The 26,124-nt window shown below is 73.8% G+C and carries 21 protein-coding genes; 4 read left to right on the forward strand and 17 right to left on the reverse strand.

The genetic code is table 11. The features are described from left to right. Nucleotides 1–4: 4 nt before the first annotated feature. The 7 genes from ftsH to OG455_RS13760 all read right to left on the reverse strand — a co-directional run bounded on the left by ftsH (nucleotide 5) and on the right by OG455_RS13760 (nucleotide 10,354). Entirely contained in the window at nucleotides 5–1,936 is a 1,932-nt protein-coding gene (gene ftsH / locus OG455_RS13730) for an ATP-dependent zinc metalloprotease FtsH (RefSeq protein ID WP_266293485.1), read from the reverse strand. Nucleotides 1,937–2,051: 115 nt separating this feature from the next. Further along, nucleotides 2,052–2,585 carry a GNAT family N-acetyltransferase gene (locus tag OG455_RS13735; RefSeq protein WP_266293487.1) on the reverse strand — a complete coding sequence of 178 codons (534 nt, stop codon included), beginning with the start codon at nucleotides 2,583–2,585 and terminating at the stop codon, nucleotides 2,052–2,054. A gap of 101 nt (nucleotides 2,586–2,686) precedes the next feature. Beyond that, nucleotides 2,687–4,255 (reverse strand): signal recognition particle protein, encoded by a 1,569-nt coding sequence (gene ffh, locus OG455_RS13740; RefSeq protein ID WP_266293489.1) that lies wholly within the window; start codon nucleotides 4,253–4,255, stop codon nucleotides 2,687–2,689. Nucleotides 4,256–4,343: 88 nt separating this feature from the next. Continuing rightward, complete coding sequence (locus OG455_RS13745) at nucleotides 4,344–6,770, reverse strand: [protein-PII] uridylyltransferase (protein ID WP_266293490.1); 2,427 nt, start codon at nucleotides 6,768–6,770, stop codon at nucleotides 4,344–4,346. Nucleotides 6,771–6,841: 71 nt separating this feature from the next. After that, nucleotides 6,842–7,180, reverse strand: coding sequence for a P-II family nitrogen regulator (locus tag OG455_RS13750; RefSeq protein WP_266293492.1), 339 nt, complete (start codon nucleotides 7,178–7,180; stop codon nucleotides 6,842–6,844). Then, entirely contained in the window at nucleotides 7,180–8,538 is a 1,359-nt protein-coding gene (locus OG455_RS13755) for an ammonium transporter (RefSeq protein WP_266293494.1), read from the reverse strand. The genes OG455_RS13750 and OG455_RS13755 overlap by 1 nt, the downstream gene beginning before the upstream one ends. A gap of 358 nt (nucleotides 8,539–8,896) precedes the next feature. Continuing rightward, nucleotides 8,897–10,354, reverse strand: coding sequence for a hypothetical protein (locus tag OG455_RS13760; RefSeq protein ID WP_266293495.1), 1,458 nt, complete (start codon nucleotides 10,352–10,354; stop codon nucleotides 8,897–8,899). Between the two features lie 350 nt (nucleotides 10,355–10,704). Here OG455_RS13760 and OG455_RS13765 point away from each other — a divergent pair, with 350 nt between their 5' ends. Further along, nucleotides 10,705–11,421, forward strand: coding sequence for a bifunctional DNA primase/polymerase (locus OG455_RS13765; RefSeq protein WP_266293497.1), 717 nt, complete (start codon nucleotides 10,705–10,707; stop codon nucleotides 11,419–11,421). Between the two features lie 112 nt (nucleotides 11,422–11,533). Here the strand turns inward: OG455_RS13765 and ftsY are convergent, their stop codons facing one another. From ftsY to OG455_RS13795, 6 genes are all read right to left on the reverse strand, one after another. Beyond that, on the reverse strand, nucleotides 11,534–12,760 hold the full coding sequence (gene ftsY, locus OG455_RS13770) for a signal recognition particle-docking protein FtsY (protein ID WP_266293499.1): 1,227 nt from the start codon (nucleotides 12,758–12,760) through the stop codon (nucleotides 11,534–11,536). Nucleotides 12,761–12,808: 48 nt separating this feature from the next. Continuing rightward, nucleotides 12,809–16,465, reverse strand: a complete 3,657-nt coding sequence (smc, locus tag OG455_RS13775) for a chromosome segregation protein SMC (RefSeq protein WP_266293501.1) — start codon at nucleotides 16,463–16,465, stop codon at nucleotides 12,809–12,811. 255 nt (nucleotides 16,466–16,720) lie between these two features. Next, the gene (locus OG455_RS13780; RefSeq protein ID WP_266293503.1) at nucleotides 16,721–16,924 is read right to left on the reverse strand and encodes a hypothetical protein; all 204 of its coding nucleotides are present in this window, start codon (nucleotides 16,922–16,924) and stop codon (nucleotides 16,721–16,723) included. 437 nt (nucleotides 16,925–17,361) lie between these two features. After that, the gene (locus OG455_RS13785; protein ID WP_266293505.1) at nucleotides 17,362–17,643 is read right to left on the reverse strand and encodes an acylphosphatase; all 282 of its coding nucleotides are present in this window, start codon (nucleotides 17,641–17,643) and stop codon (nucleotides 17,362–17,364) included. Nucleotides 17,644–17,742: 99 nt separating this feature from the next. Then, nucleotides 17,743–18,282, reverse strand: coding sequence for a helix-turn-helix domain-containing protein (locus OG455_RS13790; protein WP_266293507.1), 540 nt, complete (start codon nucleotides 18,280–18,282; stop codon nucleotides 17,743–17,745). A 96-nt stretch (nucleotides 18,283–18,378) separates the two neighbouring features. Continuing rightward, entirely contained in the window at nucleotides 18,379–19,779 is a 1,401-nt protein-coding gene (locus OG455_RS13795) for a hypothetical protein (protein ID WP_266293509.1), read from the reverse strand. 301 nt (nucleotides 19,780–20,080) lie between these two features. Here OG455_RS13795 and OG455_RS13800 point away from each other — a divergent pair, with 301 nt between their 5' ends. The 3 genes from OG455_RS13800 (at nucleotide 20,081) to OG455_RS13810 (ending at nucleotide 23,382) form a co-directional block, all read left to right on the forward strand. Beyond that, nucleotides 20,081–20,656, forward strand: a complete 576-nt coding sequence (locus tag OG455_RS13800; RefSeq protein WP_266293511.1) for a DUF6542 domain-containing protein — start codon at nucleotides 20,081–20,083, stop codon at nucleotides 20,654–20,656. Continuing rightward, the gene (locus OG455_RS13805; RefSeq protein WP_266293513.1) at nucleotides 20,649–22,352 is read left to right on the forward strand and encodes an LCP family protein; all 1,704 of its coding nucleotides are present in this window, start codon (nucleotides 20,649–20,651) and stop codon (nucleotides 22,350–22,352) included. Before OG455_RS13800 ends, OG455_RS13805 begins: the two co-directional genes overlap by 8 nt. 103 nt (nucleotides 22,353–22,455) lie before the next feature. Then, the gene (locus OG455_RS13810) at nucleotides 22,456–23,382 is read left to right on the forward strand and encodes a hypothetical protein (RefSeq protein WP_266293515.1); all 927 of its coding nucleotides are present in this window, start codon (nucleotides 22,456–22,458) and stop codon (nucleotides 23,380–23,382) included. Between the two features lie 49 nt (nucleotides 23,383–23,431). On the opposite strand, the gene mutM is transcribed toward OG455_RS13810, so the two are convergent. Genes mutM through OG455_RS13830 form a run of 4 tightly spaced genes read right to left on the reverse strand, consistent with a single transcriptional unit; the run spans nucleotide 23,432 to nucleotide 26,047 of the window. Further along, nucleotides 23,432–24,385, reverse strand: coding sequence for a bifunctional DNA-formamidopyrimidine glycosylase/DNA-(apurinic or apyrimidinic site) lyase (gene mutM, locus OG455_RS13815; protein WP_266293516.1), 954 nt, complete (start codon nucleotides 24,383–24,385; stop codon nucleotides 23,432–23,434). Between the two features lie 11 nt (nucleotides 24,386–24,396). Beyond that, a complete protein-coding gene (rnc, locus tag OG455_RS13820; protein ID WP_266293518.1) occupies nucleotides 24,397–25,179 on the reverse strand; it encodes a ribonuclease III in 783 nt (260 codons plus the stop codon). Nucleotides 25,180–25,199: 20 nt separating this feature from the next. Beyond that, complete coding sequence (gene rpmF / locus OG455_RS13825; protein ID WP_266293520.1) at nucleotides 25,200–25,373, reverse strand: 50S ribosomal protein L32; 174 nt, start codon at nucleotides 25,371–25,373, stop codon at nucleotides 25,200–25,202. Between the two features lie 2 nt (nucleotides 25,374–25,375). Next, the gene (locus OG455_RS13830; RefSeq protein ID WP_266293522.1) at nucleotides 25,376–26,047 is read right to left on the reverse strand and encodes a DUF177 domain-containing protein; all 672 of its coding nucleotides are present in this window, start codon (nucleotides 26,045–26,047) and stop codon (nucleotides 25,376–25,378) included. Nucleotides 26,048–26,124 lie beyond the last annotated feature (77 nt).

Here is a 26,124-nt window from a genome sequence, read left to right on the forward strand (position 1 = left end):
GGTCTCACTCGGAACTCCTGGCAATCCCGGCGGCCCGGTAGGCGGCCTCCTCGTCCAGCGTCTCGTGCTCCAGCAGGGCCGCGGCCAGCGCGTTCAGCCGGCCGCGGTGCTCCTCCAGCAGCCCCAGCGCCTCCTCGTAGCACTCGGCCACGATCCGCCGGGCCTCGTGGTCCACCAGGTCCAGGGTGGCCGGGGCGGCGGAGAGGCCGTAGGCGCCCTGGCTGTCGTCCGGGATCGCGGTGAGCCGCCCGACCCGCTCGCTCATGCCCCAGCGCCCGGCCATGCCGCGGGCGATGTTGGTGACCTGCTCCAGGTCGCTCTCGGCGCCGGTGGTGACCACCCCGTAGACCACCTGCTCGGCGGCCATCCCGCCGAGCGCGCCGATGATCCGCCCGCGCAGGTACTCCTCGGTGTAGGAGTACCTGTCGGCCTCGGGGGTGGACATGGTGACGCCCAGCGCCCGGCCGCGCGGCACGATGGTGACCTTGCGGACCGGGTCGGCGCCCGGCTGCAGCATGCCGAGCAGGGCGTGGCCGCTCTCGTGGTAGGCCGTCCTGCGGCGGTCGGCCTCCGGCATCACCAGCGGCCGCACGGCGCCCAGTTGGACCTTCTCCAGGGCGTCCGAGAGGTCGCGCTGGCCGACCGCGTCCTGCTTGCGGCGGACCGCGAGCAGGGCCGCCTCGTTGACCAGGTTGGCGAGCTCGGCACCGGTCATCCCGGGGGTCGTCTTGGCGATCTCGGCCAGGCTGGTGCCCTGGGCCAGCGGCACGTCGCGGGCGTGGATGGCGAGGATCGCGGTGCGCCCGTCGCGGTCGGGCGGGCTGACGTTGACCACCCGGTCGAACCGGCCGGGGCGCAGCAGCGCCGGGTCGAGCACGTCGGCCCGGTTGGTCGCGGCCAGCACCACCACGCCCTCGGAGCCGGAGAAGCCGTCCATCTCGGTGAGGATCTGGTTGAGCGTCTGCTCGCGCTCGTCGTGGCCGCCCATGGTGTTCCCGCCGCCGCGCTTGCGCCCGATGGTGTCGATCTCGTCGATGAAGATGATCGCGGGGGCCACCTTGCGGGCCTCGGCGAAGAGTTCGCGCACCCGGCTGGCGCCAACGCCGACGATCATCTCGATGAACTCGGAGGCGGAGGCGGAGAAGAACGGCACCCCCGCCTCGCCGGCCACCGCCCGGGCGAGCAGGGTCTTGCCAGTGCCGGGCGGCCCGGCCAGCAGCACGCCGCCGGGCATCCGGGCACCCAGCCTGCGGTAGGCGCCCGGGTTCTTCAGGAAGTCCACCACCTCGGTGAGTTCGGCCTTGACCTCGTCGATGCCGGCCACGTCGGCGAAGGTGGTGCGCTTGCCCTCCTCGGGCACCACCGGTTTGGGCGGCGCCTTGCGGCCCAGCGGTCCGCCGCCCGGGCCGCCGGCCAGCCGGCGGGCCAGCAGCACCCAGATCACCACCAGCAGCAGCATCGGGGCCAGCGAGATCAACAGGTTGGCCAGGAAGCTGCGCTGCTGCACCACCGGTTCGGCGGTCACCTCCACGCCCTGGGTGAGCAGCGTGCTGTAGAGGTTGTCGTTGGCGAACGAGGGCCGCTGGGTGGTGAACTCCGTGTAGTCGCCCTTGCCGCCGTCCGGCTTGGCGGCGGCGGCCTTGAGGGTGCCCTCGATCGCGTCGCCCTTGGCGTAGATCTTGGCGACGTTGCCCTTGGTCAGCTCGTTGTTGAACTCGGTGTACGAGATGGTGGTGCCGCCGCCGTTGCCGAAGAAGCTCAGCAGCAGGTCACTGATCAGGAAGACCGCGAGCGCGGTGAGGATGAGCCCGACCCAGCCGCCGGGCATCTTGCGGCGCGGCGGCACGGGCGGCGGCGGGGGCGGGGCGCCCTCCGAGCGCCAGGGCTGCTCGGGACTCTGGCGCGGCGGCACGGGTTCGGTCACCTTCCGGACCATACGGGCCGAAAACCTGACGAACCATCAGCAACGCCGCCGGGCCGGGCGGACCGGGCCGGCGGACATGGTCGGGCGAACCAGTCGGGCGGGCGTCGGCCGCGTGGCCGGACAGGCGTCAGCCGCGCGCTCCCAGCGGCTGCCACTCCTCCGCCGTCAGGGCGAAGCGCTCGTGGTCGCGCCAGGCCCCGGCCAGGAAGAGCATCCGCGGCGTGAACCCCTCGTGCCGGAAGCCGAGCCGGCGGGCCAGCGCGATCGAGCGCTCGTTCTCCGGCTGCACGTTGATCTCCAGCCGGTGCAGACCCAGGCCCCCGGCGGTCTGGTCCGCGAAGCAGGAGTCCAGCACCTGCCGCATGCCCTCGCTCATCCGCCCGGTGCCGGCGTAGGGCAGGTAGCTGTCGTAGCCGAGCGCGGCGTTGCAGTACCGGCCCATCACGATGTTGGAAACGTTGCACTTGCCGACCAGGCCGCTCTCGGCCGTGTCCACGATCAGATAGCTGCGCAGCCCGGGACCCTGACGCTGCAGCAGGTCCGGCAGCCCGTCCGGCTCCACCGGATTCCAGCGCCCGATGTGCTCGGCGGAGCGGCGCACCGACGCGGCGTACAGCACGGCGTCGGAGGGCCTGGGGGCGCGAATCGTCACACGGCTCATCCGGACATCATCGGGCATCGGGCCAACGGCGTCGGCCCGCCACCCCCCAGCGGGGTGACGGGCCGACAGGCGGTTCCGGGGCACCGGCAGGGCGCACCGGACTACAGCAGGTCCTTGAACTCCTTGGGCAGCTCGAAGTCGCTCGGCCCCTTGCCCGCGCCGATCCCGAAGGCACCGCCCTGGGTCGGCTCCTGCTGGCCGGCGGCCGGGCCCAGCGCGCGGCGCTCGGCAGCCGCGGCCTCCTCCTGGGCCCGCTTGAGCGGGTTGCCGCTCTTGCGCTTGCCCTTGGCGGCCGGCGCCTTCTTGGCCGACTTCTTGCCGCCACCGCCCATGCCGGGGATCCCCGGCATGCCCGGGATGCCCTTGCCGGAGGCCATCGCGGTCATCATCTTGCGGGCGTCGAAGAAGCGCTCGACCAGGTTGCTGACCTCACCGACGCCGACGCCCGAACCCTTGGCGATGCGCAGCCGGCGCGAGCCGTTGATGAGCTTCGGGTCGGTCCGCTCGGCCGGGGTCATCGACTTGATGATCGCGCCGACGCGGTTGACGTCCTTGTCGTCGATGTTGTTGATCTGCTCGCGGATCTGGCCCATGCCCGGGAGCATGCCGAGCAGCTTGGAGATCGAGCCCATCTTCTGGACCTGCTCCAGCTGCGACAGGAAGTCGTCGAGCGTGAAGTCCTTGCCGCCGCCCTGCAGCTTGGCGGCCATCTTCTCGGCCTCGGCCTGCGAGAAGGTCTGCTCGGCCTTCTCGATCAGCGAGAGCATGTCGCCCATGCCGAGGATGCGCGAGGCCATCCGGTCGGGGTGGAAGGCGTCGAACTCGTCGACCTTCTCGCCGTTGGAGGCGAACATGATCTGCCGGCCGGTGACGTGCGCCACCGAGAGGGCCGCGCCGCCGCGGGCGTCGCCGTCCAGCTTGGAGAGCACCACACCGGTGAAGTCGACGCCCTCGAGGAAGGCCTGAGCGGTGGTCACCGCGTCCTGGCCGATCATCGCGTCGACGACGAAGAGCACCTCGTCGGGGTCGACCGCGGCGCGGATGTCGGCGGCCTGCCGCATCAGCTCGGCGTCGATGCCCAGGCGGCCGGCGGTGTCGACGATGACGACGTCGTGCTGCTTCTGCTTGGCGTACTCGATCGCGTCGCGGGCGACCTTGACCGGGTCGCCGACGCCGTTGCCCGGCTCGGGGCCGAAGAAGGCCACGCCGGCCCGGTCGGCCACCACGTTGAGCTGGGTCACCGCGTTGGGGCGCTGCAGGTCGCAGGCGACCAGCAGCGGGGTGTGCTTCTGCTGCTTCAGCCAGAATCCGAGCTTCCCGGCCAGCGTGGTCTTGCCGGCACCCTGCAGACCGGCCAGCATGATCACGGTCGGGCCGGTCTTGGCGTACCGCAGGCGACGGGTCTCGCCACCGAGGATGTTGATGAGCTCCTCGTTGACGATCTTGACGATCTGCTGCGCCGGGTTCAGCGCGCCGGAGACCTCGGAGCCCAGCGCGCGCTCCTTGACCTGCTTGATGAAGGCCCGCACCACCGGCAGCGCGACATCCGCCTCCAGCAGGGCGATCCGGATCTCCCGGGCGGTGGCATCGATGTCCGCCTCACTGAGGCGGCCCTTGCCCCGGAGGTTCTTGAACGTCGCTGCGAGGCGGTCGGAAAGAGTGTCGAACACGTCGGTCGCGGGTCCCTTGCGGCATCGGTATGAGTACGGTCGTCGCCCACCAGGGTATCCGCAGACCCCGGGGTCGGGCCCCACCCGGTCAGCGCAGTGCCCGGCGAAGCCGCTCCGCGACCGCCAGGGCCTCCTCCCGGGCGAGCGGCGCGCCGCCCGCGTCGGTCAGGTAGAAGGCGTCCACCACGTCCGCGCCCAGCGTGCTGACGTGGGCGGTGCGTACCCGCACACCCGCCTCGTCCAGGGCGCGGCCGATCCGGTGCAGCAGGCCGGGGACGTCGTGCGCGCGCACCTCCAGCACGGTGGCGCTGGCCGAGGCGCCGCCCGGCAGCACCGTCACCACCGGCGGCGGGGTGCTGATGCCGGGCCGGCGCGGCACCGCCGCGTCCCGTTCGGCCAGCCGCCGCCCGGGGTCCAGCGAGCCGTCCAGCGCCCGGCGCAGATCGGCGCGCAGCCGGGCCGCCTCCGGCAGCTCGCCGAACTCCGCGGCCACCCGCCAGGAGAGCAGCAGCACCGGTCCGGCCCCGATCGGGTCCAGTTCGCGCAGGGTGAGCGAGCGGACGGTGAGCCGGTTGAGCGCCAACACCCCGGCGACGGTGCCGAGCAACCCGGGGCGGTCGGGGATGGCCAGCGCCAGCTCGACGCCCATCGGCTCGTGCGCGAGGGTGTCGGGCGCCAACGCCTCGTGCCCCGCCTCCGCCCGCATCGCCAGCGCCGGCTCCATGGTCCTGGCCGCCTCCACCGCGAGCCGCTCGTCCGCCGCCGAGGCCGCCGAAGCCGCCACCGGCCGCGGCGCGGGCCCCTCCCCCGCCAGCACCACCGCCGCGCGCTCCACCAGCCCGGCCACCAGGGCGGCCCGCCAGGCGCTCCAGGCGGCCGGCCCGGTGGCGAGCGCGTCCGCCTCGGTCAGCGCGTGCAGCAGCTCCAGGTGCTGGGCGGTGCCCACCGCCTTGGCGATCACCTCGACGGTGGCCGGGTCGTCCGGGTCGCGGCGGGTCGCGGTGTCGACCAGCGTCAGGTGGTGGCGCACCAGCAGGGCCAGCGTCTCCGTGTCGTCCTGGTCGAAGCCCATCCGGGCGGCCACGTCGCGCACGATCACCTCGCCGGCCTGCGAGTGGTCCCCCGGCCAGCCCTTGCCCAGGTCGTGCAGCAGGGCGGCGACCAGCAGCAGGTCGGGGCGGGCCACCCGGCGGGTCAGCGCGGCGGCCCGCACCGCGGTCTGCACCAGGTGCCGGTCCACCGTCCAGGTGTGCACGGCGTTGCGCTGCGGCCGGCAGCGCACCCGCTCCCAGTCCGGCAGCAGCCGGGTGACCAGTCCCTCGGCCTCCAGCGCCTCCCAGACCGGCAGGCAGGCCTCGCCCGCGCCCAGCAGGGTGATCAGCTGCTCGCGCGCCTCGGTGGGCCAGGGCACCGGCAGCGGCCCGGTCTCGGCGGCCAGTCGGCGCACCGTGGCATGGGCGACCACCAGGCCCGCCTGGGCGGCGGCCGCCGCCGCGCGCAGCGGCAGCACCGGGTCGGCGGCCGGGCGGGCGCCCTGGGCGAGGATCGCCTCGCCGTCCTGCTCCACCACGCCCTCGGCCAGCGGCCGGCGCACGGCCTGACCGCGAGCGGCGGGCGGCGCCGCGCGGCCGGCGCCGCCCAGGCCGAAGCGGAACGGGCGGCGGCCTCTGGACCGCTGGGCCGCCAGCAGCCGGTCGACGGCGCGCCAGGTCACGTCACTGGCGTACGAGACGGTGCGGGCGGCCTGGTAGACCTGGCGCAGCAGGGTGTCCGCGTCCAGCACGCCGAGCGCGGCGGCCACCTGGTCCTGCTCCTGCAGGGCGAGCCGCTCGGTGGCCCGCCCGGTGGCCAGGTGCAGCGCGTCGCGCACGTCGCCGAGGCGGCAGCGGGCGGCGTCCAGGCCCTCGCGCGGGGCGTCGGCCAGCCAGGAGGCCGCGACCGCGTCGAGCGCGACCAGGTCGCGCAGGCCGCCCCTGGCCTCCTTGAGGTCGGGCTCCAGCAGGAAGGCCAGTTCGCCGTGGCGCTCGGCCCGTTCGCGCCCCAGCTCGCGCAGCTCCGGCAGCCGCTCGGCGGCCCTGGCCCGCCAGTCGGACAGCACCGCCGAGCGCAGGCCCGCGGTCAGCTCGGCGTCGCCGGCCAGGTGCCGGGCGTCCAGCAGGCCCAGCTGCGCCTTGAGGTCGGTGGCGGCCACCGCGCGCGCCTCGCCGGGCTTGCGGACCGCGTGGTCCAGGCTCACCCCGCTGTCCCAGACCGGGTACCAGAGCCGGTCGGCGAGCTCGCCGACCGGGGCGCCGTCATGCAGCAGCAACACGTCCAGGTCGCTGCGCGGGGAGAGCTCGCCGCGGCCGTAACCGCCCACGGCGACCAGCGCGACGCCGGGCCGGTCGCCGCCCGCCGCGACGAGCAGTCCGGTCAGCCAACGGTCCGTCAGTTCGGCGAGCGCGCGGCGGCGTTCGCGTCCGGCGAGGTCGGGGCGGGCGAAGAGTTCGGCCCGGGCCGACTGGTGGTCAAGCATCACGGCGACTCCGGCGAAAGCGGTCAGCGGACCCGCGACGGCTGGTCGCGGATCCGCTTGCGTGGGGTGGATCAGAGCGCGTCGGGCCCGCGCTCGCCGGTCCGCACCCGGACCACGGTGTCCACCGGGACACTCCAGACCTTGCCGTCCCCGATCCGCCCGGTGCGGGCGGCCTTGACCAGGAGCTCGATCACGGCCTCGGCGTCGGCGTCCTCGACCAGCACCTCTATCCGGATCTTCGGCACCAGGTCGACGGTGTACTCGGCACCCCGGTAGACCTCGGTGTGACCGCGCTGGCGGCCGTAGCCGCTGGCCTCGGTGACGGTCAGGCCCTGGACGCCGTGGGCCTGCAGCGCCTCCTTGACCTGCTCCAGCTGGTGCGGCTTGACGACGGCGGTGATCAGCTTCATCAGGCGTCGACCTCGGTCTTCTCGGCAGCCTGCGCGGCGGCCTTCTCGATGACGGCCTGCTCGGCCGGCGGGGTGGTGGGGGTGCTCAGCGCGCGGGCCAGGCTCGCGCCCACCGCGCTGTGGTCGTAGGCGGTCTCGGCGTGCTCGACCTGGTCGATGCCGGCCACCTCGACCTCCTCGGTGACCCGGAACCCGATCGTCTTCTGGATCCCCTGGCCGAGCAGCCAGGAGAGCACGAAGGAGTAGCCGGCGACCACGACCACGCCGAGCGCCTGCTTGCCGAGCTGCTCGAACCCGCCGCCGTAGAAGAGGCCCTTCGCGCTCTGGCCCACGTGCCCGGTGGCGAAGAGGCCGATCAGCACCGAGCCGATCGCCCCGCCGACCGCGTGCACACCCACCACGTCCAGCGAGTCGTCGAAGCCGAGCTTGTACTTGAGGCTGATCGCGGCGGCGCAGACGGCACCGGCGATCAGGCCGATCGCGAGTGCGCCGAGCATCGAGACCGAACCGCAGGCCGGGGTGATGGCGACCAGGCCGGCCACCGCGCCGGAGGCGGCGCCCAGCGAGGTGAAGGCCCCGTGCCTGAGCTTCTCGAAGGCCAGCCAGCCGAGCATCGCGGCGGCGGTGGCCACCTGGGTGTTCATGAAGGCCATCCCGGCCAGGCCGTTGGCGGCCAGCGCCGAGCCGGCGTTGAAGCCGAACCAGCCGAACCAGAGCAACCCGGAGCCGAGCATCACCAGCGGCAGGCTGTGCGGGCGCATCGGGTCCTTCTTGAAGCCCACCCGCTTGCCGAGCACCAGGCAGAGCGCCAGGCCCGCGACCCCGGCGTTGATGTGCACGGCGGTGCCGCCGGCGAAGTCGATCACACCGAGGCGGTCGCCCAGCCAGCCGCCGTGGCCGCCGTCGAAGAAGAAGACCCAGTGCGCGACCGGGAAGTAGACGATGGTCACCCAGAGCGCCACGAAGAGCGACCAGGCGGCGAACTTCGCCCGGTCCGCGATCGCGCCGCTGATCAGCGCCGGGGTGATCACCGCGAACATCAGCTGGAAGGCGGCGAAGGCGGTGACCGGGATCGAGCCGCTCAGGTCGTTCATCCCGATGCCGCGCATGCCGAAGTGATCGAGGTTGCCGATCAGGCCGGCACCGGCGTCCTTGCCGAAGCTGAGGGTGTAGCCGTAGAGCACCCAGAGCACGCTGACGATCGCCAGCGAGATGAAGCTCATGACCAGCATGTTGAGGGTGCTCTTCACCCTGACCATGCCGCCGTAGAAGAAGGCCAGGCCCGGGGTCATCAACATGACCAGGGCCGCACTGATCAGAACGAAAGCGGTATCGCCCGCGCTGAAGCCGTCCGGCATCGGCGTCTCCTCCAGGTGTCTGCCGCGCCACCCTCGGGATCCCTGTCCCGTGCCACCCGGGGTGTCGGCGTTGAAGAGGAGAGTGCCGAAGACGGGTTTCGGCCGGTGCGGCTCGGTGTTTCGCCGTCGTGACGCGGTCGACGCACCGGTTACGGGTACGTGAACTACGGCCGTGCCATGACAGGCCGTGAGGTACCGTACCGCCGCACACCACCCGGGGTGCCCATCCGATCACCCCGGGTCCACCGAACGGGCTAAGACCGAACGGGCCGAGACCGGGCGGGCCAAGACCAGACGGGCCGAGACCGGGCGGGCCAAGGTCGACCGGGCCAGGACCGACCGGCTGAGCCGCCCCGCCCTAGACCGCCTCGTACTCCGGGATCTGGTCCACCACCAGCTCGGCCAGCCGGTTGACGGCCGGAACCGAGCGGTAGTCCCGGTTGGCCGCCACCGAGGTCTTGCGCAGCCGGGTGTTGAGCCGCTCGGAGCGCACCTTGCCGGCGATCTCCACCGCCTCCTCGGCCACCGTCGCGGCCTGCTCCGGCTCGCCGCGCAGCAGGTGCACGCTGGCCATGCCGACCAGGTTGAAGGCGTAGGAGCGGGTGTGGTTCTCCTTGTCGGCGCGGAAGAGGTCCACCGCGGTGGCCATCACCGGCTCGGCCATCGAGGCGTACCGCGGGCTGCGCGAGGAGTGGTAGGCGAGGTCACGGAAGGAGTGCGCGTTCTCCGCGTAGAGCTCGGCCTTGGAGAAGAACCGCAGCCAACTCGGGTCCGACTCGACCGGCCCGGCGTCGGTGAAGGTGTCCTCGGCCAGCCGGACCGCGCGGGCGCAGCGGTTGACCTCGCCGATGTTGGAGTACGCGCGGGCCTCCATCGCGTAGAGCAGCGCCTGCTGGCGGGGGGAGGCGGTGTCCCGGCTGCCGTACTGGGCCAGGTGGATCAGCTCCAGCGCGTCCTCGCCGCGGTTCAGGTGGATCATCTGGCGGCTCATGTCGGTCAGGATCAGCGCGCCGAACGGGCGGTCGCCTGCCTCCTTGGCCGCGTGCAGCGCCAGCACGTAGTACTTCTGCGCGCTCGGGTGCATGCCCACGTCGTAGGACATCCACCCGGCCAGGTGGGCGAGTTCGGCGGTGAGCCGGAAGAGCCGCTGGGTCACCTGGGGCGGGTAGGTCTCCTGCAGCAGGTCGGTGACCTCGTGCAACTGGCCGACCACCGCCTTGCGGCGCAGGCCGCCGCCGTTCTGCGCGTCCCACTGCCGGAACATCACGGTGGTCTGCTCCAGCAGCTGCAGCTCGGGCTCGGAGAGCCGGCCGGTGTAGGGCTCACCGCCGTTGGCCGCGGCCAGGATCGGGGTGGGCGAGCCGCCGGGCCCGGGGGTGAGCCAGCGCTGCATCGGCTCGATCAGCGCGGCGCCGGCCGTCAGGGCCAGCGAGGTACCGAGGAAGCCGCGCCGGTTGAGCATCAGGTCGCTGCGCGAGTACTCGCTGATCAGCTGCACCGTCTGCGGCCCGCTCCAGGGCAGGTCGACCCCGCCGCCGGCCACCGTGGAGACCGGGACGACGGCCCGCAGGCCCAGGTCCTCGACCGAGACCACCGAGCCGAAGCGCTCGGAGAAGAGGTCGGCCATGATCTTGGGGATCGGCTCGCGCGGCTGCTCCCCGTCCAGCCAGCGGCGCACTCGTGAGGTGTCGGTGCTGACGTGGTGCGCGCCCAGGGTTCTGGCCTGCCGGTTGACCTGCCTGGCGAACTCGCCCTTCGACCAGCCGCTGCGGGCGAACCACGCCGTCAGTTTCTCGTTGGGCTGCTTCTCTGCCATTGAGGGTCCACCCCTGTCCCGCGCGGCCCCGCTGAAGGGGCCTGCTCGTCGTCCCGCCCACGCACCCACTGCCCCGGTCCGTGTGCTGAACGTAACCTGCCATGACCCGTCCGGGGGATGCTTCGCCGGGAAACGCCACCATTCGCCACCCCCCGCGGTGGAGCCCGGTGCCCGCCACCGGCGCTTCACTGGTAGCCGGCCCCGCCCGGCCGCGTCCCAGCCGGTGAAAGCACAGGACGGCGCGTGCTGCCCACCGCGCGCCGCCAAGCAAGAACACACGCCGGGGGCGAGAATTTGACGGTGCGTCACAATCCCGTAACCGCCGGCAACCGAATTCTGTTGGGGGAGGCATGGACAACCTGTTCGGCGATCTGAGGTTCGGCTCGCGCCGCCGCACCCGCGCCACCGCGTACCAGGCCGCGGCCGAGTACGCCGGGCGCTGGGGCTGGACGGTCGCCCTCGGCAGCGCGCCGGCCCGGACCGGGCCGACCACCGGGCTGCGCCCCGGCGACCTGTGCTCCTGCGGCCGCCCGCGCTGCGCCGCGCCCGGTCTGCACCCGCCGCACGGCACCGCCGCGCGCGAACTGCCCCCGGGCGCCGCCCCGCACGAGGCGCGCGCCCTGTGGGACGGCGATCCGCAGGCCAGCGTGCTGCTGCCGACCGGGCGCGGCTTCGACGTGCTCGACGTACCCGAGGCGGCCGGGCTGCGCGCCCTGGTCCGGCTGGAGCGGATGGGCACCCAGGTCGGCCCGGTGCTCGCCTCGCCGGCCGGCCGGCTGCTCTTCTTCGTGGCCCGCGGCACCGCCGAGAAGCTGCCCGACCTGCTCTACCGGATGGGCTGGGACGACGCCGCACTCGATCTCGGCTGCCACGGCGAGGGCGCCTACCTGGCCGCGCCGCCCACCGTGCTGCCGGGCCTGGGCCCGATGCGCTGGCTGCGCCACCCCTGCCGGGAGAGCGCGAGCCGCCCGCCCGAGGCCCGGCTGCTGCTGGGCACCATCGCCTACGCCTGCCACCGCGGGCGGGAGCGGGCGGTGGCGGCCGAGCCGGCCTGGCTGGCCTCCTAGGCCTCCTAGGCCCCCTAGGCCCCCTAGGAACGGATCCTCGTGAGAACGAGTGGGGGCGCCCTCCCGTGATCGGAAGGACGCCCCGCAGTGGAACCGGTCGGGTGACGGCCCGTCAGTCGCCGATCAGCGCGTCGACGAACGCGCCCGGCTCGAACGGGGCCAGGTCGTCGGCGCCCTCGCCCAGGCCGATCAGCTTCACCGGCACGCCCAGCTCGCGCTGGACCGCGACCACGATGCCGCCCTTGGCGGTGCCGTCCAGCTTGGTCAGCACGATGCCGGTGATGTCCACCACCTCGGCGAAGACCCGCGCCTGCACCAGGCCGTTCTGACCGGTGGTGGCGTCCAGCACCAGCAGCACCTCGTCGACCGGGCCGTGCTTCTCCACCACCCGCTTGACCTTGCCCAGCTCGTCCATCAGACCGGTCTTGGTGTGCAGCCGGCCCGCGGTGTCGATCAGCACGGTGTCGGCGCCCTCGGCGATGGCCTCCTTGACCGCGTCGAACGCGACCGAGGCCGGGTCGCCGCCCTCGGGCCCGCGCACGGTGCGCGCGCCGACCCGCTCGCCCCAGGTCTGCAGCTGGTCGGCGGCCGCGGCCCGGAAGGTGTCGGCCGCGCCGAGCACCACCGTGCGGCCGTCGGCCACCAGCACCCGGCCGAGCTTGCCGGAGGTGGTGGTCTTGCCGACGCCGTTGACGCCGACCACCAGGACCACGGCCGGGCGGCCGTCCTCGTGCTTGGCGGTCTTCAGCGAGCGGTCGGCCTCGGTGCCGATCAGCGCGACCAACTCCTCGTGCAGCAGCCCGCGCAGCTCCGCCGGGGTACGGGTGCCGAGCACCTTCACCCGGGTGCGCAGCCGCTCGACCAGCTCCTGCGTCGGGGTCACGCCGACGTCGGCGGTGAGCAGGGTCTCCTCGATCTCCTCCCAGGTGTCCTCGTCCAGCCGGTCCCGGGAGAGCAGCGCCAGCAGGCCCTTGCCGAGCGAGTTCTGCGAGCGCGAGAGCCGCGAGCGCAGCCGGATCAGCCGGCCGGCGGTCGGCTCGGGCACCTCGACGGCGGGCGCCTCGGCGGCCTGCTCGGGCGCGACCTCGCCGGCCTCGGGCGCCGCCGGGGCCTGCTCGACCTGCTCGGGGAGGTCGACCTCCTGGACGGTCTGCACCGGCGCCGCGCGCGGCGGCGCGGCCTCGTCGCCGACCTGCGGCTCGCTCGGGGTCTTCGGCTCGATGGTGGTCGGCCGCTGGACCGGGGGCAGTTCCTTACGTCGTCTGCCGCTGACGACGAGGCCGGCGACCGCTCCGATGGCGACCACGGCGATGACTACGGCAAGGATCACGTATTCCATAACCAGGCCAGTATCCGTGACGCGGGGCCCCAGCGGTGGTAACCGTGCTCAGACCGTTGCTTCCCGTGCTTCCCGCGGTTTAGGCGCGCGGCGCTCCCGGTGCTCCTCCCGCAGCCGCTGGCTGATCACCTGGGAGATGCCGTCCCCCTTCATCGTCACGCCGTAGAGCGCGTCGGCGCACTCCATGGTCAGCTTCTGATGGGTGATCACGATCAGCTGGGAGCTGTCCCGCAGCTCCTCCATGATCGCGATCAACCGGCGCAGGTTGGTCTCGTCCAGCGCCGCCTCCACCTCGTCCATCACGTAGAACGGGCTGGGGCGGGCCTTGAAGATGGCGACCAGCATGGCCACCGCGGTCAGCGAGCGCTCGCCGCCGGAGAGCAGCGAGAGCCGCTTGACCTTCTTGCCGGGTGGGCGGGCCTCCACCTCGACCCCGGTGGTGAGCATGTTCTCCGGGTCGGTCAGCACCAGTCGGCCCTCGCCGCCGGGGAAGAGCCGGGAGAAGACGCCCTCGAACTGGGCCGCCGTGTCGTGGAAGGCGGCGGTGAAGAGCTGCTCGACCCGCTGGTCCACGTCCCGGATGATCTCCATCAGGTCGCGCCGGCTCCGCTTCAGGTCGTCCAGTTGCTCACCGAGGAACTGGTGGCGCTCCTCCAGCGCGGCGAACTCCTCCAGCGCCAGTGGGTTCACCCGCCCCAGCTGCTGGTAGGCCTTCTCGGCCGCGTGCAGCCGCTTCTCCTGCTCGGCCCGGACGTACGGGCGGCTCTCCCCCGGCTCCTGCCCCTCCTCCGGGGTGGGCGGCGGCACCGGCCGATCAGGCCCGTAGCCGGCCAGCAGCTCCTCCCCCGCGATGCCGAACTCCTCCAGCGCGCGGGACTCCAACTGCTCGATCCGCAGCCGCTTCTCGGCCCGCAGCACCTCGTCCCGGTGCCCGGCGTCGACCAGCTTGTCCAGCTCGTCCTTCAGCTCGCGGCCCCGCTCGCGCACCTCGCGCAGCGCGCTCTCCCGCTCGGTCCTGGCCTGCTCGACCGCCGCGCGCCCGGCATCGGCCCGGGCGAGCGAGACCTCCAGGCAGCCGAGCAACTGCCGGGCGCCGGCCGCGACCGCACCGGCCACCCGGGCGTCGTCGGCCGCCCGGCGACGGCGCTCGGCCGCCCGCTCCCTGGCCTCCTGCTCGGCGCGGGCGGCGCGGTCCAGGCCGTCGGCCCGCCCGGCGAGCGAGCGGACCCGCTCCTCGTGGGTGCGCACCGAGAGCCGGGCCTCCAGTTCGGCCTGGCGGGCGGCGGTCCCGGCCTCGGCCAGCCGGTCGCGCTCGGCGGCGTCGGGCTCGGCCGGCTCCTCCTCGGCCAGCTCCTCGGCGGCGGCCAGCCGGGCGGCCAGTTCCCCGGCGGCGGCGGCCGCGGCGGCGAGGCCCTCCTCGGCGCGCCGCACGGCGGCGGCGGTGCGCTCGGCCTCGCCGGCCGCCCCCCTGGCCTGGCCACCCAAGCGGCCGAGCGTGCCGGCCACCTCGGCGCGCCGCTTCTCGCCCCGGCGGCGCTCGGCGGCCAGCCGTTCCAACTCCTCGGCCCCGGCGCGGCGGTGCTCCTTGGCCAGGGCCAGGCGCTCGGCCAGCTCGGCGCAGCGCCCGGTCAGCTCCTCGATCGCCCGGGCCGCCGCGTCCACGGCGGCCTGGGTCTCCAGCTGGCTCGGCGGGCCGGCCGAGCCGCCCTGGGCCAGCCGGGCGCCGAGCAGGTCGCCCTCGGCGGTGACGGCCCTCAGTCCGGGGCGGGCGGCGAGCAGCTGCCGGGCGGCGGCCAGGTCGGCGACGACGGCGGTGCCGGCCAGCAGCGCCCGGACGGCCACCAGCAGCTCGGCGGGGCCGTCCACCAGCTCGGCCGCCCAGCGCGCGCCGCCCGGCGGCAGCTCAGGCAGCGCCGGCAGTTCAGGCAGCTCAGGCAGCGCCGGCAGTTCAGGCGCCCCGGACGGCAGCGACGCCGACCCGTGCGCGCCCGCGACCAGCAGCGCCGCCCGGCCCGCGTCCTGCTCGCGCAGCAGCCGCAGCGCGGCCGTCGCGGTGTCCAGGTCGGCCACCGCGACGGCGTCCGCCGCCGCACCCAGCGCGGCGGCCAGCGCCACCTCGTGACCGGGGGTGACGGTGAGCAGCTCGGCGGCCGGCCCGAGCAGCCCGCCCAGCAGCTCGGCCGACGCCAGCAGCGCGCCGGTGCCGTCCTTGCGGCGCAGGCCCAGCGAGAGCGCCTCGTGCCGGGCCGTCAGCGCGGCGCGCTCGCGCTCGGCGGCACCCGCCGCCTCCCGGACCGCGCTGAGCTCCCGCTCGGCGCCGGCCAGCGCCTCGCGCGCCCGCTCGTGCGCCGCCTCCAGCTCCTCGTCCCCCGACTCCAGGCCCGCGACCTGCTCCTGGAGCAGCTCCAGCTCGGCCTGGGCGGCCTCGGCGCGCAGCGCGGCCTCCTCTCCCGCGGTGGCCAGCCGCTCGATCTCGGCCTGCGCGCCGGCCGCCCGGGAGGCCGCGGCGGCGGCCTGCCCCTGCAGCCGGGCCAGCCCCTCGCGCCGGTCGGCCACGGCCCGGGCGGCGGCCTTGAGCCGCTGCTCCTCCTCGGTCAGCGCGCGTTCGGCGGCGGCCCTGGTCTCCACCGCCTCGGCCAGCGCGTACCGGGCCTCCTCCAACGCCTCGGCCAGCGCCGCCTCCTCGGCCCGCACCCGTTCGGCCTCGGCGGCCAGCTCCTGCGGGTCCCGGCCGCGCCGCTCCTCGCCCTGGCCCTCGCTGCCCGCGCGGCGGATCCGGGCCTCGGCCAGGCCGATCGTGCCCCTGGTCCGCTCCAGCAGCGCCGAGAGCCGGTACCAGGCCTGCCGGGTGGCCTCCAACCGCGGCCCGAGCTGCTCGACCTGGGCCTCCAGCACCGCCTCGCGCTGCCTGGCCCGCTGCAGTTCCTGCTCCACGGTGGTGCGGCGCAGTCGCAGCGCCAGTTCGTCGGCCACCTCGGCCTGCACCGCGTGGCGCAGCGCCAGCAGGTCGTCGGCGAGCAGCCGCAGCCGGGCGTCGCGCAGTTCGGCCTGGATCCCGGCGGCCCGGCGGGCGATCCTGGCCTGCCGGCCGAGCGGGCCGAGCTGGCGGCGCAGCTCGGCCACCAGGTCCTGCACCCGGTTGAGGTTGGCGGCCATCGCGTCCAGCTTGCGCAGCGCCTTCTCCTTGCGCTTGCGGTGCTTGAGCACCCCGGCGGCCTCCTCGATGAAGGCTCGGCGGCCCATCGGGTCGGCGTGCAGCACCGAGTCGAGCCGGCCCTGACCGACGATCACGTGCATCTCGCGGCCGATGCCGGAGTCGGAGAGGAGTTCCTGGATGTCGAGCAGCCGGCAGCTGTCGCCGTTCAGCGCGTACTCGCTGCCGCCGTTGCGGAACATGGTCCGGGTGATGGTCACCTCGGCGTAGTCGATCGGCAGGGCGCCGTCGCTGTTGTCGATGGTGAGGCTGACCTCGGCCCGGCCCAGCGGGGCGCGCCCGCTGGTCCCGGCGAAGATGACGTCCTCCATCTTGCCGCCGCGCAGCGTCTTGGCCCCCTGCTCGCCCATCACCCAGGAGAGCCCGTCGACCACGTTCGACTTGCCGGAGCCGTTGGGGCCGACCACGCAGGTGATGCCCGGCTCGAAGCGCAGGGTGGTGGCCGAGGCGAAGGACTTGAAGCCGCGCAGCGTCAGACTCTTGAGGTGCACAGCGCCCGACTGTATCCGTCCGGTGCCCCGGTTTCGGGAGGGCGGGCCGTGGGCAGCATCGGACAAACGGAGTGTGAGCAGGGGGGAACACGGCGGAGAAGACGACGAAGGGACGCCGGTGAAGGCGTCCCCGATGATCGCGTCCCGCGTTCAGGATGGCTGTCCCCAGCAGGGCAGGCGGCCCGGGACGGGGCCGAGAACATCCGCGCGCGGCGAAGCCGGCCGGTCCAGGGGCCGGTCGACGTCAGTTGTGCTTCAGGTGAGTGCGGGCTCCCGCTGTCCGAGGCCGATGCTGTCGAGCAGGGAGTGCTCGTCGGCGACAGCGACGAGCGCGTCGTTCTCGGCCTGCATCCGAACGAGTTCGGCCTCCAGGTCCTGGACGCGCAGCTGAAGCCGCCGCATCTCGGAGAGCATTCGCGGGTCGGGGCCGCCGACGTAACCGAGAAGCGCCTTTGCCATGATAAATGGTCCTCCACGCTGAGTGACCGAACCGGTACGGTACAGGTCGAGGGAAGGGGTGACGCGCGCGCTTGCGCATGCCGAGCAGTCGGCTACGGCCGACCAGGTCAGACACTGTGGACGTGCGGCCACAAGGCATGACCCTGCCCGAAATCACGGTCGCGTGCGCGGGCTTCCAGCGTCTCACCAAAGACCGTACGGGTCAACACGATCACCGCGTGCTACAGCCCCGCTGTCACCTGCATGGCGGTGGACTCACGCCATGGGCAGCGGGTGACGCCACCGGTCGGACCTGGTGGATCACTGCACGTGCGGAGTTAACCACGAGTAGCGCGTTATGGCAACCACTGTGATCCCCGCTCCACCCGGCCGCGCACCCCGCCCGCCGTCTGCGCGATCCGGCCCGGTGGCCCCGGCGGGCGGTCACGGCGGCCCGCTCAGCGGATGGCGAAGCCGTCGTAGCCCGCGCCGGTGGCACTCCAGATCTCGGTCACCCCGCTGACCCGACCGGGGGTGCCCGGGCCGCGGAGCAGGCCGAGCAGTTGCTCGCAGGCCGCGCGCGGACCCTCGGCGACCACCTGGACCCGGCCGTCCCCGAGGTTGCCGGTGTAGCCGGTCAGGCCGATCTCCAACGCGCGGGCCCTGGTCCACCACCGGAAGCCCACCTGCTGGACGCTGCCGCGCACCCAAGCGGTGACCCGGACGTCTTCGTCGTGCATCCCCCGACCCTAGTGCCGCGTCAGGCAACTTTTGCGCGACGGGGCGAAGGTTGCCTGACGCGGCACCGGTACGGGCGGCCGACCCGGTCAGGCCGGGGCTCAGGCCACCGGTCCCCTGCGGTCCCAGCCCGGGCTGTGGATGTCCAGGCTCAGCCCGGGGCCCCCGGACACCTCGGAATCGCCGGCGCCGCCGGACCCGCCGGACTCCTGACCGCAGGTGCGGCAGACCCAGACGGGGTCGAGGTGGTGCTCCGGGTGACCGGCGGCATGGTGCAGCAGGGTGACCGGCGGCTCCTCGACCGCCCAGCGGTCGCCCCAGACCAGCAGCGCCTGGGTGACCGGGGCCAGTTCCCGGCCGGCCTGCGTCAGGTGGTACTCATAGCGCGCGGGCCGCTCCTGGTAGAGCCGCCGCTCGATCACCCCGGCCTCCTCCAGCGCGCGCAGCCGGGCGGTGAGGCGGTCCCGCGGGGCACCGGTGTTGCGCACGATCCGGTCGAAGCGGTGGTTGCCGTAGAAGAGCTCGCGCACCGCCAGCAGCGCCCACTTCTCACCCAGGATCTGCAGGGCGGCGGCGATGGAGCAGGGGCGGCCGGTCGGCTTGCCCGGGCCGGGCCCGGCGGTGGCACTGGTGGTGGTCACAGGGCCAGCGTCCCACAGGGAGTTCCGTTCCCAAACCGTGCAGGCCGGGCCCGCTCCCGAAGGAGGCGGACCCGGCCCGGGTCCGGCGGGGACGGACTACCAGTCGCCGCCACCGAAGTCGCCACCGCCGAAGTCCCCGCCACCGGAGTCCCCGCCACCGAAGTCGCCGCCACCGAAGTCGCCGCCGTTGAAGCCCCCGAAGTCCGCCGGGTTGAAGTCGCCGCCGGAGACGTCGCCCCCCTGGTACTGCTCGCCGCCGCCGTCGTAGCCGCCCTGGTAGCCGTCGGCCGCCCAGGCGCCGGGGCCGGAGAAGACCGAGCCGAGCATGGTGCCGACCAGCAGGCCTGGCAGCAGCCCCGATCCGTAGCCGCCGAAGTAGCCGCCCGCCCAGGGCCCGTAGGCCGGGCCGGCGTCCCAGTAGGGCTGCGGGCCGCGCTCGGTCTGCACGGTGCGGATCGCCGGGTCGAGGCCGGCGGCCAGGCGCTGGGCGTCGGCCGCGCAGACCGGCACGGCGCGGGCGGTCCCGCCGGCCGGCGCCCAGTCGGCGTCCTGCGCCGAGGGGCCGTGGCGCGGGTCGAAGAAGCACGGCGGGCGGCGGTCCGGCAGCGGGTGGCCCGCGCGCCGGGCGGCCAGGGTGGCCAGTGAGAAGCGGCCGTCCTCCAGTGCCTCGGTGACCGCCTTGACGTCCTCGGGGCGCCGGGCCTCGTCCATGGTGCGCTTGGCCCGCTCGTAGGCGTCCAGCGCGTGGGTGTAGTCGGCGCGCTGGGCGTCGTCCGCGCCGGGGGCGCCCGGTGTGAAGTCCAGGCGCTCCAGCTCCTCACCGAACGCGGTGATGTCCTCGTCGACCACGGTGCGCAGCGCGCGCAGCTCGGCCGCCAGCTGCTCGGCCTTGCGCTTGCGGGAGCGGCGGACCAGCAGGAACCCGCCCACGCCGACCAGCGCGAGGATCACCAGCGGGACCACGATCAGCGCGGCGCCGACCCCGGAGGAGTCGGCGCCGGGCGCGTGGCCCTTCACCTTCGGCGCGGCATTGGTGACGAAATCGGTCAACGTCGCGTTGATATCACCATGATGGGAGTCGAACGCGGCCTGGGCGTAGTTGCGAGCGGTCAGCTCGCTCATCGCGGCACTGTCCGTGCGGACGGCGAACTGGTTGCCGAACCAGACCGCGTAGACCCCGGTGATGCCCGCCTTGGTGCGCAGGTCCTGGAAGATCGTCTTCGGCTGGTACTGGCCGTTGGCCGGCAGCACCGCGACCATGATCGGCTTGTCGGCGTCCTTGATCCGCTTGGTCAGGGCGTCGGCCTGCGCCTGGGAGAACTGGCCGGCCATCGCCGGGTCGACGTAGACCTTGCCCTGCTTGAGCGCCGCGGACGCGTCGTCGAGCCCGCCCGCGGCGGTGGCGGTACCGGGGACCAGCAGCAGGAGCAGCCCGAGCAGCACCGCCAGGACGGCGCCCTGCCCGACCGCCCGGGAGCGGCGAAGAACGATTCTCATGGCCCCGACGCTACCGGTCCGCTCATCGGACCAAGGGGGAGCCGAGGGCCGGGCGCCCTCCGGCAGATCACCCTGCGAGCCGCCAACTGTCCCAGCGGCCATGGTGGTTACCATGTCAACCAAGGGAGATCCAAAGTCACATCAAAACTTATTCCCTTACGCACGCGTTACCTTCCGGGATCCGGGGACCCGTCGGGAGCCCCGCATCCGCCCCAACGCTTGCTAGATTGCGCAACTGTCACACGCCGGCGGCCGTCGGCTCGACCGCCGGCGACACCGGCCGACCGGACGAGGTAGGGACATGGCAGGCCAACGGGCGAGCACGCCCACCGGCGACGTGCCTGAGCAGGCGCAGCCGCGGACCCGGGCCCGCGCCGCGCGGTTGCCGGCCCCCCGGCGCGGCGCGGACGCGGCGCCGCCGACGCGGGCGCGGGCGCGGGCGGCCGCCGGGCGGGCGGCCGGCCGGTCCAGGAGCGGCAGCCGCACGCGCCGGCCCAATCCGGGCGCGACCGCGCTGGCCGCGCTCGGCCTGCCGGTGGTCGGCGCGTTCAGCGACGAGCTGCTCGGCTCGGCGCCGGGCGGCGTCTTCACCGCGCTGACCGTGCTCGGCACCGCCGCGGCCGCCTGGCTGGCCACCCGGGCCGGCTGGTGGTGGGTGCTCACCGGGGTCGCCCCGGTGGTGCTCGCCAGCATTGCCGGCGCCGAACTGCTCGCCGACCGCGGCGGCTACGGCAACGCCAAGGCGCTGGCGACCGGCGCCGCCAAGTGGGCCGTGCGGGGCTTCCCGGTGATGGCCGCGGCGCTCGCGGCCGCGCTGCTGGTGATCGTCCTGCGGATCGTCCTGGAGCAGAAGCAGAAGAGGAGCCGCCGTGGCTGACCGGCCCAGCCCCGACCGCCGGGCCGCGGGCCCCAGGAGCGGCAGCACCAGGAACGGCAGCACCAGGGCGGGCGGTCCGACCGGGGCCCGGCGCCGCTCACCGCTGCTGGTCGCCGGGCGCACGATGGCCTGCGTCACCTCGCTCGCGGTGCTCGGCACCTGCGGGTTCACCTGGTACGCGGTCCACGCCCTGTCCAGCGACCTGACCACCTCCAGCGCGCTGGACGACATCAGGAAGGGCGCCCCGCCGCGCCTGGACAACTCGGTGAACCTGCTGCTGATCGGCCTGGACAGCCGCAAGGACATGGACGGCAACGACCTGCCGGGCGAGTTCGTCCAGGACGAGCTGCACGCGGGCGCCAGCAGCGAGGTGGGCGGCTACAACACCAACACCCTGATGCTGATGCACATCCCGGCCAACGGCGGCCAGGTCACCGCGCTCTCCATCCCGCGCGACGACTACGTGCAGACGGTGGGCGCCGACGGGAAGATGCACAAGATCAAGGAGGCCTACGGGATCGCCAAGGCGGCCGCCGAGGCCAGACTGGCGAGCAAGGGCCTGGGCAAGGCCGATCTGGAGCGGCAGAGCCGCGAGGCCGGGCGCAAGGCGACGCTGGCCACCGTGCAGAGCTTCCTCGGGGTGCCGATCGACCACTTCGCCGAGGTCAACCTGGTCGGCTTCTACGACATCGCCAAGGCGGTGCAGCCGATCACGGTCTGCCTCAACCACGACACCAAGGACCCGGCGATGGCCGGCCAGGGCTCCGGTGCCGACTTCCGCGCCGGACTCAACACGCTGAACGCCTCGCAGGCGCTCTCCTTCGTCCGCCAGCGGCACAACCTGGCCGGCGGCGACTTCGACCGCACCCACCGCCAGCAGGCCTTCATCTCCTCGGTGGTGAAGAAGCTCAAGGACCAGGGCGTGGTCGGCGACCTGGGAAAGATGCAGCAGCTGCTCAACGTGGTCAAGAGGGACGTGGTGACCGACGACCGCTGGAACGTGCTGGACTTCGCGCAACAGGCGCCCAACCTCTCGGGCGGCCACGTGGAGGCCAACACCCTGCCGATCGCCGGCTTCGCGACCATCAACGGGCAGGACGTCAACAAGGTCGACCCGGTGCAGATCAAGCGGATCGTCCAGCAGCTGATCGGGCACGACCCGGTGCCCGCCGGCAGCACGGTGGACAGCGGCCAAGCCCCGGCTGCCGCCCCGTCCGGTGCCCCGTCCGCGCCGAGCACCGCACCGCCCGACGCGCCCGCCGCACCGAACCCGGACCCCGACCAGGGCGCCCGGCCCGGCGGGACCGTCGACGTGGTCAACACCTCCACGATCCCGCACGCCGCCGACACCGAGGCCAAGGCGCTGGCCGCGCTCGGCTTCACCGAGGGCCGCACCGGCCAGGGCCCGCGGCAGACCAGGACCACGGTGGCCTACGGCACCGGGGCCAAGGACGCCGCCGACGAAGTGGCCGCCCGCTACGGGGTCACGGCCGCCCCGGGCCCGGGCATCAAGGCCGGACACGTCCAGCTGACGCTGGGCACCGGCTTCACCCCGCCCGGCCCGGTGCCCTCCGCCGCCCCGGCATCCGCCGCGGCGACGTCCACGTCCGCCGCCCCCGCCCCGGGCGACCTGGCGGCCGGGCTGCCGATGCAGGGGCCCGCGGTGAGGATGGGCGGCATCCCCTGCGTGGACTGACCAGGGCCGATGAGCGGGACGGGGTTTCACGACGCCTCGTCCCGCAGGGCATAGTGGGACCCCTCCCGCCATTCGCGCCCGGCGCGACCCGATCGGAGTACCTGTGATCATCGGCCTGGTGACCGCCGTCGCCGCCTCCACCTGCTACGGCGTCGGCTCGGTGCTGCAAGCCGTCGGCTCGCGCCGCTCGGCCCGCGAGGAGAGGTCGGCCGAGGCCGCGGGCGCGGCGAGCACCCAGGTCACCGAGCACGGCGGCCCGAGCCTCAGCTCCACCGCCAAGGCCGTGGTCACCTGGGAGTTCATCCTCGGCACGGTGCTCGACTTCGTCGGCTTCCTGCTCGGCGCGCTCGCCGCCCGGCTGCTGCCGCTCTTCCTCTCCCAGACGGTGATCAGCGCCAACCTGGTGATCACCGCGCTGTGCAGCATCAAGCTGCTCGGCATCAGGCTGCGGCGCCCGGAGTGGACGGCGATCGGCGTGGTCTGCGGCGGCCTGGTACTGCTCGCCGTCGCCGCCGGGCACGAGGGCACCGGCACCGAGCCGGCCGCCGCCCACTGGTGGCTGCTGGTGATCTCGATCGCGGTGATCGGCGGCGGTTCGCTGCTGGTGCGGCGGCTCGGCGCGGGCGGGGCCATCATGGCCGGCCTGCTCTCCGGCCTCGGCTTCGGCGCGCTCGGCATCGGGGTGCGGATCCTGAACGGGGTGAACCCCTTCGACGTCGGCCAGCTGATCGCGGACCCGGCGCTCTACGCGATCCTGGTCGGCGGTCTGGGCGGGATGTACCTGCACACCGTCGCCCTTCAGGTCGGCTCGGTGAACGGCGCCACCGCCGCGCTGGTGGTGGGCGAGACGGTCGTCCCCGGCATCGTCGGGGTGGTCTGGCTGGGCGACGCGGCCCGGCCGGGGCTGGCCTGGCTCGGCCTGGTCGGCTTCGTGCTCGCGGTGGTCGGCGCGGTGGCGGTGGCGCGCTACGGCGAGGGCGAGGGGGCCCTTCAGGTCCAGGCGCAGGAGCCGACGGGCGCCGCCCGCTGAGGTGACCGGCCGTGCGCTCGGCCGGCGGTGCGGGCGGCCCGGAGCGCCGTCAGCCGGCGGCGCGCGGGCGCGGCAGGCGCTGGCAGCGCGGGCAGAAGTAGCTTGAGCGGTTCATCCAGGCAGCCCGCCGGATCGGGGTGCCGCAGCGGTAGCAGGGCTCGCCCTCCCGCCCGTAGGCGTCCAGCGAGCGGGAGAAGTAGCCGCTCTCGCCGTTGACGTTCACGTAGAGGCTGTCGAAGCTGGTGCCGCCGACCGCGAGCGCGGCACTCATCACCCCGCGGGCGTTGGCCAGCAGGGTCCGGGCGAGCGGGCGGGTGAGGGTCTCGGTGGGGCGGTCGTAGTGCAGCTTCGACCGCCAGAGCGCCTCGTCCGCGTAGATGTTGCCGACCCCGCTGATCAGGCTCTGGTCGAGCAGTGCCCGCTTGACCGTGGTGCGCTTGGCCCGCAGCGCCGTGCAGAAGGCGGCGTCGTCGAAGCGCGGGTCGAGCGGGTCGCGGGCGATGTGCCCGAGCGAGAGCGGCAGTCCGGCCGCGTCCAGCTCCTCGACCGCGAGGTGGCCGAAGGTGCGCTGGTCGACGAAGCGCAGCTCACGCCCGCCGTCGGTGAAGCGCAGCCGGACCCGCAGGTGGGTCTCGTCAGGGGTCGCCGGGTCCTGCACCAGCAGCTGGCCGCTCATCCCGAGGTGTCCGAGCAGTGCGAAGCCGTGCTCCTCCCCTGGCGAGGCGGCGCCGGGAGACGCGGCGCTGGGAGAGGCGGCGCCGGGAGACGTGGCGCTGGGAGAGGCTGCACCGGGAGACGTGGCGAAGGGCAGCCAGAGGTACTTGCCGCGGCGCTCGGCCACTCCGAGGGTGACACCGGAGAGCCGGGCGGCGAAGTCGGCGCCGCCGGCCGGCTGCCGCCGCACCGCACGCGGATGCAGCACCTCGGCTGCCGCGACGGTGCGACCGCTGACCCAGTTGGCCAGGCCGCGCCGGACCACCTCGACTTCGGGGAGTTCTGGCACGGCCGGCCCCCTCAGGCCGCCGGAGCGGCCGGGCTGTCGCCGTACTTGGCCTTGATCGCCCGCCAGGCGCTCTCCGCCGCCTTCTGCTCGGCCTCCTTCTTCGAGCGGCCGGTGCCGCTGCCGAAGGCCTCGCCGGCCACCCTGGCGGCCGCGTTGAAGGTCTTCTCGTGATCCGGACCGGACTCCTCGACCACGTACTCGGGCACGCCGATGCCCACCGAGGCGGTCAGCTCCTGCAGGCTGGTCTTCCAGTCGAGACCGGCGCCCAGCTGCGAGGACTCCGCGATCAGCGGGTCGAAGAGGCGGTGCACGAACTCGGTCGCCGCCTCCAGGCCCTGGTCGAGGTAGACGGCGCCGATCACGGCTTCGACGGTGTCCGCGAGGATCGAGGACTTGTCCCGGCCGCCGGTGCCTTCCTCGCCCTTGCCGAGCCTGATGAAGGTGCCCAGTTCGAGACCGCGACCGACCTCGGCGAGCGCACGGGAGTTGACCACCGCGGCCCGCAGCTTGGCGAGCGTGCCCTCCGGGACATCCGGGTGGATGCGGTAGAGGGTGTCGGTCACCACCAGACCCAGCACCGAGTCGCCGAGGAACTCCAGGCGCTCGTTGGTGGGCAGGCCGCCGTTCTCGTAGGCGAACGAGCGGTGCGTCAGGGCACGCACCAGAAGGGCGCGCTCGAGTACGTACCCGAGGCGCCCTTCCAGGACGTCGTATGCGGTCGAGGCCGGCCCGCCGCCCGGTTCACCCCCGCTCTTACGGGGACCCGACTTGCGGGAGGAGTGAGCGTCCGACATCGATCCGTCCACCCCGCCGATCAGACCGAGAGGACCTGGCGACGGTTGTACGTGCCGCAGGTCGGGCACGCGATGTGACCGAGCTTCGGCTCGTGGCAGCGGTCGCACGCCACGAGGGCCGGGACAACGGCCTTCCAGTTGCTACGGCGGTGGCGCGTGTTGCTGCGCGACATCTTCCGCTTCGGAACAGCCACGGCTACTTCTCCTGGTTCTCGGCGAGACCCTCACGGGTGTCGCTGTTCTCGGTTCCGCTCCGCCGATCAGCGGCTCGGCCGCGGGCCTCGTCGCCGGGGGTGGCGGAGAGTCCCTGCAGAGCCGCCCACCGGGGGTCGACGGCATCGTGGTGGTGGTCCGGGTCGTCGCTGAGTCGCGCTCCGCACTCGGAGCACAGACCCAGGCAGTCTTCCTGGCACACCGGCTGCAGCGGCAGTGCGAGCACCACCGCGTCACGCAGCACCGGTTCGAGGTCGAAGAAGTCGCCCTCCAACCGGTAAGTCTCTTCCTCGTCCTCCTCGGACGCCTCGTCCTCGGAGGAGGGCTTCCGGGACCGACCGCGTTCGTCGGTCTCCGGGTAGTAGAACAGCTCCTGGAACTCGACATCGAGGTCGTCCTCGACGGGCTCCAGGCAGCGCACGCACTCGCCGGTGACCTGGGCCTCGGCGGTGCCGGTGACGAGGACTCCCTCGACCACCGACTCCAGGCGCAGCTCCAGGGCCATCTCGCTGCCGACCGGGACGCCGATCACGTCCACGATGCCCAGGCCCTCGGGCGCCTGGAGAGTCCGCTCCACCGTGCGCATCGAGCCCGGGCGACGGCCGAGCTCATGCGTGTCGAACACGAGCGGGTCGCGGTGGTCGAGGCGGTTCACGGTTCCTGGCTTCCTGGCGGCGGGCGCATCACTGCGCGGCGCGGGTGGTTTGTTTGTTTGCTCTGGGTTCCGGCCCG

This window comes from Kitasatospora sp. NBC_01287, from assembly GCF_026340565.1.
Classification (GTDB): Bacteria; Actinomycetota; Actinomycetes; order Streptomycetales; family Streptomycetaceae; genus Kitasatospora.